The sequence below is a fragment of the Paenibacillus sp. P3E genome (genome assembly GCF_001909045.1).
Classification (GTDB): Bacteria; Bacillota; Bacilli; order Paenibacillales; family Paenibacillaceae; genus Paenibacillus_AQ; species Paenibacillus_AQ helianthi.
The window spans coordinates 1-6662 of the sequence record NZ_LVWH01000049.1 but is presented as its reverse complement, the minus strand read 5'-3'; the positions used below and the strand labels follow the sequence as shown (position 1 = coordinate 6662).

General features: G+C 36.2%; 5 protein-coding genes. All 5 read right to left on the bottom strand.

Annotated features, from left to right (window positions below):
* Positions 1-334 (bottom strand): hypothetical protein (locus A3842_RS32880; protein WP_218618657.1); only part of this gene is annotated, 334 nt, incomplete at its 3' end.
* A gap of 33 nt (positions 335-367) precedes the next feature.
* Positions 368-1717 (bottom strand): mannose-1-phosphate guanylyltransferase/mannose-6-phosphate isomerase, encoded by a 1350-nt coding sequence (locus tag A3842_RS06725; RefSeq protein WP_074100853.1) that lies wholly within the window; start codon positions 1715-1717, stop codon positions 368-370.
* Complete coding sequence (locus A3842_RS06720; protein WP_074100852.1) at positions 1714-5022, bottom strand: glycosyltransferase; 3309 nt, start codon at positions 5020-5022, stop codon at positions 1714-1716. The genes A3842_RS06725 and A3842_RS06720 overlap by 4 nt, the downstream gene beginning before the upstream one ends.
* Before the next feature lie 2 nt (positions 5023-5024).
* Positions 5025-6323 carry an ABC transporter ATP-binding protein gene (locus A3842_RS06715; protein ID WP_074100851.1) on the bottom strand — a complete coding sequence of 433 codons (1299 nt, stop codon included), beginning with the start codon at positions 6321-6323 and terminating at the stop codon, positions 5025-5027.
* 12 nt (positions 6324-6335) lie between these two features.
* The coding region (locus A3842_RS06710) for an ABC transporter permease (RefSeq protein WP_178382305.1) at positions 6336-6662 on the bottom strand (327 nt) is incomplete at its 5' end.

Below are 6662 nucleotides of genomic sequence, written 5' to 3'. Positions count from 1 at the left end.
TTAACAATACAAGGAAAACAAAAAAGATAACAACACAATTAAAGATCATATTCACATTAACATAAGCTTGATAATCCGCGTTAAAAATAGCGAATAAAGTAAATTGTACTAAGTTAAATACAGGACGATACTTATTCCCACTAAAATTCATCAATACCGCATCATAAAACCCCTTACCTTGAAAAAAATTCCACGACCTTAAGTCATCCCCCATTAAACTCTTAAATTCTATATTCCTAAACCATAGAAAATTTAAAGCACAAAGGAAGATGACAATACCAAAAAACTTCACTCTATTTCTGAGTACGCTTCTCATAACCCCATCCTTATCCACACTTTTTTTCAGAAAAATTCACCTTTCATTAAATCACCTTATTACATCATCTTCTTTGACATAATCGCCAACCTGAACCTCTATAAAACATAAATCAATCTTCCCAGGGTTCTCAACCGAATGCTCTTCACCCATACGAATGAAAGTAGACTCATTCGTTCTCAATAACGATTCATTACCATTTACAGATACTAGTGCTGTCCCTCTAACTACTATCCAATGCTCATTACGATGATAATGTCTCTGTGTACTTAATTTCCTCCCCGGTTTAATAATCACCTTTTTAATTTTGTAATTCTCTGTTGAGTCTAGGACGGTATGATTTCCCCATGGACGATAAGCAGTGACATGATTATCACAAAGATCAGATTTACGCAACTTCAGTTTCTCCACGACTGTTCTAACCTTCTGCGATGAACCCTGCTTGGAGACCAGCAAGGCATCCGGGGTGTCGATAATAATTAAATCCTCAATATCAATAGTAGCAATTAGACGTTCATCAGAAATAATCAGATTGCGACTCGAGTCTACAGCTATATGCTGCTCGTTATCAGTATTCTTATTGATATCTTGAGGAAGCTCGGTATATAGTGCCTCAAAACTCCCCATATCCGACCACCCAATATCTGAGGGAATCATTTTGACATTTTCACTTTTTTCCATAAGAGCGAAATCTATACTATCAGATGGGATTGCCAGCATGTCATCTCGACCTATTCTAATAATTCGTTCCTTTTTCTTCGAATGATTAAAGGCTTCTAAAGAAAGTTCGTAGATGTCAGGAGCATATTTTTGTAACTCACGTAGAAACATTCCCGCTTTAAAAAGGAACATTCCACTATTCCAAAAATAGTTACCTTGATCAAGATAGTGTTCGGCCAATTGCTTGTCTGGTTTTTCTTTAAACGAAATTACATCAAAACCCCTAGACTCAATATAACCAAAACCAGTTTCCGGGTAGCTTGGAGTTATTCCAAAGGTAACTAAATACCCTAGTTCAGCCAGTTGCCCAGCTTCTTTTATACAAGCAGTATATTGATCAAGATTCTTAACAATATGATCAGAAGGAGTCACTAAGAGTAACTCCTCTTCTTCCGCTGCAAAGCAAGCTAATGCAATTGCCGGTGCGGTATTTCTCCCCATCGGCTCTAAGAGAAACTTATCGGCTGTAATATTAAGCTCTTCAAGATGATCAAGTGCCAGGAAATACTGTTCTTCATTAGATACTATGAAAGTCTGGTCACAGACCCCCTGATTCCTTAATGCCGTCATTTGGAACAAAGACTGATTTGAGATCAGTTTATTGAATTGTTTAGGGTATAACGTTCTAGATAATGGCCACAACCGTGTTCCATTTCCCCCACATAAAATCACATTTATCATTTCATATTCTCCTGGTTAGAAAAATCATAAGAGATAATACTCCGGGCAGTTTCCACTGAGAAATATTGATTAATATATGTTTCTGATGCCTTAAAGTACTTCATCCAATCTTCCTGATTGTTATAGAGATTAACAACGGACGCCGCAAAAGCAGCTGAATTGTCTTCTATCACCATAACGCCTTCTGCCTGTTCCAGGCCTTCTGCTCCAATCGAAGTAGTGACTACAGGAACCTGGTAATATAAAGCTTCTACCACTTTCCCTTTAACTCCAGCACCATAACGTAATGGTACAACCACCAGTTTGGAAACATTATAAAACTTTTCCAATTCCTCATCTGTCACAAAGCCGGTAACAACAATATCATCTGCCGCCTTAGCTTTTAAGTCTTCAGGTGGATTAGATCCAACTATATAAAGTTTCATATCTGGAACTTGCTGCTTAATAAGTTGAAACACTTCATTAAGGAACCATACTATCCCATCATAGTTAGGCGTATGGTTAAATCCTCCTACAAACAATAAATCTTTTCTATCGTCAAATCCCAAAATCTCTTTATTATCCCCATATGAACTTTCATAAGGAAACAACGGTATGTTTCGTACGGGCTTACCTGGGAATTCTTTTTGTAGTAATTCTTGCTCGTAAGTCCCCACTACATGTATTACGTCAGCATTACTAAACAATCCAAACTCTGTTTTTTTCCATTCATCAGAAGATTTTAGTAAGCTTGGGTTCTTCGTTAGATCATAATTTCTCATTTCTCTAATGTAATGAAGATCATGTCCGAAATAGATAATTTTTGCAGATGTACTCTTCTTAAAAATATCCATATATTTAACTGAAATATGCGGACGATTTAGGTATACATAATCTATATAAGCTCCATTACTTTTTATCCACTTACTTATATTTTTTGCATAATAATCGCCATAAAGTACTTCTACACCTATATCCTGCAACTCTGTCGTATATGGTTCATGTTTAAAATAATTATCACCTATGAAAATAACATGAAACCCCATAGATACAAATAGCTTAATATAAAAAGAAGTACACCGCCCACCTGCATCTTTATCATAATGAGGTACATAATGGTCAACTACGACAATAGTATTCCTCCCCTTACTTCTATCCCTTGCCCAGAAAACATGCTCTGCATTTGAGAAATGTTCTGCTGTTAAAACGGCAGACCATTTTTCAAGGAACTTTTCTTTGTTTTTGACTTGATAGCTTTTTATACCACTATTCGTATCAGTACCATGAGAAACACCTTCAAAGTGAACAACAATAGACTTAGGCTGGAGCACTACCTTATACCCAAGACGCCTAACCTCAAACGCCAGATCCGAGTCTTCAAAGTATGCCGGTACATATCTCTCATCAAAACCACCTAACTCTCTCCAAATATTGCTTCTCACAAGAATTGCTGCCCCTGAAATATAGTCAACTTCTTTAACATAATTATATTCCGGTTTCTCAGGATCATCTAAACGTCCATAATTCCAACCACTTGCATCATTCCATATGATCCCACCTGCCTCTTGTAATCTTCCGTCAGGATATACAAGTTTTGAACCGACCATACCAATCCTCTGATCAGATTCGGCAAGCTCAACCAGGGAACTCAACCATTCCGTCTGCACATTTGTATCATTATTCAGGAAAAAGATATATTCCCCACGCGCAAGCTTAGCTGCATTATTACAATTTAAAAGAAAGCCTCTGTTCACACCGTCTCTGGCTACTGTTATGTTCTCTACATATTCTGCAATATTAACCGTCTCATCAGTAGACATATCATCCGCAATAATTATTTCATAGGATACACCAGTTGTATGTTGCAATATAGAAGCGAGACAGGAATAGGTATAATTCCACTGATTGTACACGGGGATAATAATGGATACCTGAGGATCTACTACAAAGTTAAATATCAGCTTATTGTATTGATCTGGAGTATACAATTGTACGTCCAGATCTTTCTGCTCACTTTCAGTATGACGATCAACAAATACATCAATCCGATTTTCCAAACGGTTTCCATCTTCTGTTTCAAAATAATATTTCAGTTTTCTCACATTACTTTTATTAAGCTTGGAAAACATTAGTTTTGGGTGTCTTAAAGTTTTAAAAGCTAATTTAGAAACGACTCTTCTTTTACTATCCTGAGGGATAATAAAATCTCTAAGTTTATAGTATTCGCTTAAGATTCTCCACCCAGTTGAAGAATATATATTGTGAAGTTCTCTTTCCTGTTGTAAAAGAAGGTTAATGTGACCCGTTTTATTATTGAGATCGATGCTCAGATTCTCCAGCCTAGAACTGAGTTTCTTGGAATCAGATTCCAATCTATTTTTCTCTCGCTCAGATTCTTTCAATTCATTCTCTTTAAAAAGCAACTTTAAGGAGAGTTCCTTCGCTTCTAGTTCGAGCCTTTCAATTTGATTTGCCTCTAGTTCTCCTTTTCGTTTCAGCTCTTCAGAATAATTATATTCCTTACGCAAAAAAATCAGTTCTTGATCAAGAACTGAAATATGTCGATTCCGTTCTTCTACTTCATCTTGTAAAGTCAACACTCTTGAAATCATTTCATTATATTTTTGCGGGTATACCCCCACTGAAGCAATAGGCATAGAATTCCCAACTATATTCGAACAAAATGCTATCATATATTTTTGGTTAACAACATCTAATGAAGAATTCTTTAGCCCTTTATATAATTCTACATCTTTGTTGTTATCTGAATCTATTACACTGGCCACCTCAAATCTTTGAGAGGCAATATTTACATTCTCATAGAAACGGCTCAATAATTGGACGAACTCATCTTTATACAATTCTTTCACATGAAAAGGATTACAGTACTTAGGTATATCCGAATAAAACTTTTTATTTGGAGTAGAGATAATCAAAGTACCTTCGGTTGTCAACACTCTTCTTATTTCCTGCAAAAAACGCAGTTGTGTATCTTCATCCACATGTTCCAGAGTTTCAAAAGAAACCACAATATCAAAGGATTTATCCTCAAAAGGCAATAGATCTATACTTCCTGTAACAAACTTCAAATTTCCCCTGCCGTATTTCGTTTGCGCATTCAGGATAGATTCAGCACTAATATCAAGTCCTTGTACAGATGCCGCATTTCTCGACAGCAGTAAGGATCCGTAACCTTCCCCACAAGCTGCATCCAAAACGTGCTTCCCTTTAACGAATTCTTGCAGAAGTTCATAACGTTGTACATGTTCTATTTCTAATTCCTTTTCCGTTTCACCCGGAATAAAACGTTCACCGGTAAAGTCCAACTTTATCCCTGCTTTCTATTCAAAGATGAAAATTCCACATCACTTAAATGAACAACACCACTTAATTCTTCATAGCCAAGAGGAAGAACCTGTAGCACTAAAGCATCATGAACCCAGCTATGCTGACGATGATCTTCTTGAGTACCAGAAGCAATGGCAGGTGATATCGTATATTGTCCATGATTCAAATTAGGAAAACGAAAATCAAAACTAAAAACATAGTTTTTACTTGGAGAAAGTGTCTCCATTTCAACACCAAGTACATAACTATTTGTTTGGCTAATTATATTCCCTAAGCGATCCTTTATCGTAAATCCTACAATTGGATTCTCTAGTACTTTAAATACATCCATTTTGATCAGCAGCTTTAATTCCTGATCACCCTCAACTACCGAAGTCTTATCGCCTGTAATTGAATCTAACAAAGAAGCACCTGTAATCAAAGCCTTTTCGTCACCCATAACATCTAGCTCATCGCTCAAAGAATCGACCTCTTCTTCAAACGGGTATTCTGTAATATTCCCTGCATCTTCGGTCTGTTTGTTGAAATTTATTTTTTTGAATTCAGCACCAATCATGAATGCTTGGTACTTTTTCGATATCATTTTAGGATCTCCATCCTCAAGCAATACTCCCTCATTAATCCACAGCACTCTATCGCAATACTTATTAATTACTGATAAATCATGAGTGACAAACAAAACCGTTTTTGTTTTCTTTAATTCATCTATTTTCCGGTAACACTTTTGTTGGAATCTTAAATCTCCTACACTCAGGGCTTCGTCTATAATCAGAATATCCGGCTCTACGTTTATCGCCACAGCAAAAGCGAGTCTTACAAACATACCGCTTGAATAAGACTTAACGGGTTGATGTATAAAATCACCAATATCCGCAAATCCAAGGATATCATCTATTTTTCCATCCATCTCCAGTTGTGAATACCCCATAATTGTTCCATTAAGATATATATTCTCCATTCCGGTAAAATCCGGGTTAAATCCCGCTCCCAACTCTAATAATGCAGAAATCTTTCCTGATACCTTTATAAAACCCGATGTTGGTGTAAGAACTCCTGTTAATATCTTTAATAGAGTTGATTTCCCCGATCCGTTCTTTCCGATAATACCCAGACATTCGCCAGACTTTACGTTGAATGAAACCTGATCTAATGCTTTGAATTCCTGATGGTATTTCTTCTTCGAAAGACTAAGAGTCTCTTTTAAACGATCTGTTTGCTTGTTATATAACTTATATACTTTGATGATGTTACTGACCTCTATAGCATTATGATTATCCATAGTTATACTCCTCTAAATTACGTCTGCAAAATGCGGCTTTAACTTGCGGTAAAGAAAATAGCCTGTAAACAACAAAATAAGAGTCACGATCCAGAAATATATTGTTAATTTCATATCCTGCCAAAACCATTGATGGTATATAAAAATCCTTCGATATCCATCAGTGATATAGTACATCGGGTTAATCTTTAGCAGAAATCGATAGCGTTCAGGAATTGTATTAATAGAATAAAAAATAGGAGTTAGCCAAAAACCAAATTGCACAAACATAATAACTAATTGCGCAGTATCTTTGAAGAAAAGAACAACCGAACTGGTGATCCAAGATATACCTAATAC

What these genes read in the sequence shown, in the direction of transcription:
- A3842_RS06725 (WP_074100853.1), bottom strand. Translation starts at nt 1,717, where the DNA reads ATGATAAATGTGATTTTATGTGGGGGAAATGGAACACGGTTGTGGCCA.
- A3842_RS06715 (WP_074100851.1), bottom strand. Translation starts at nt 6,323, where the DNA reads ATGGATAATCATAATGCTATAGAGGTCAGTAACATCATCAAAGTATAT.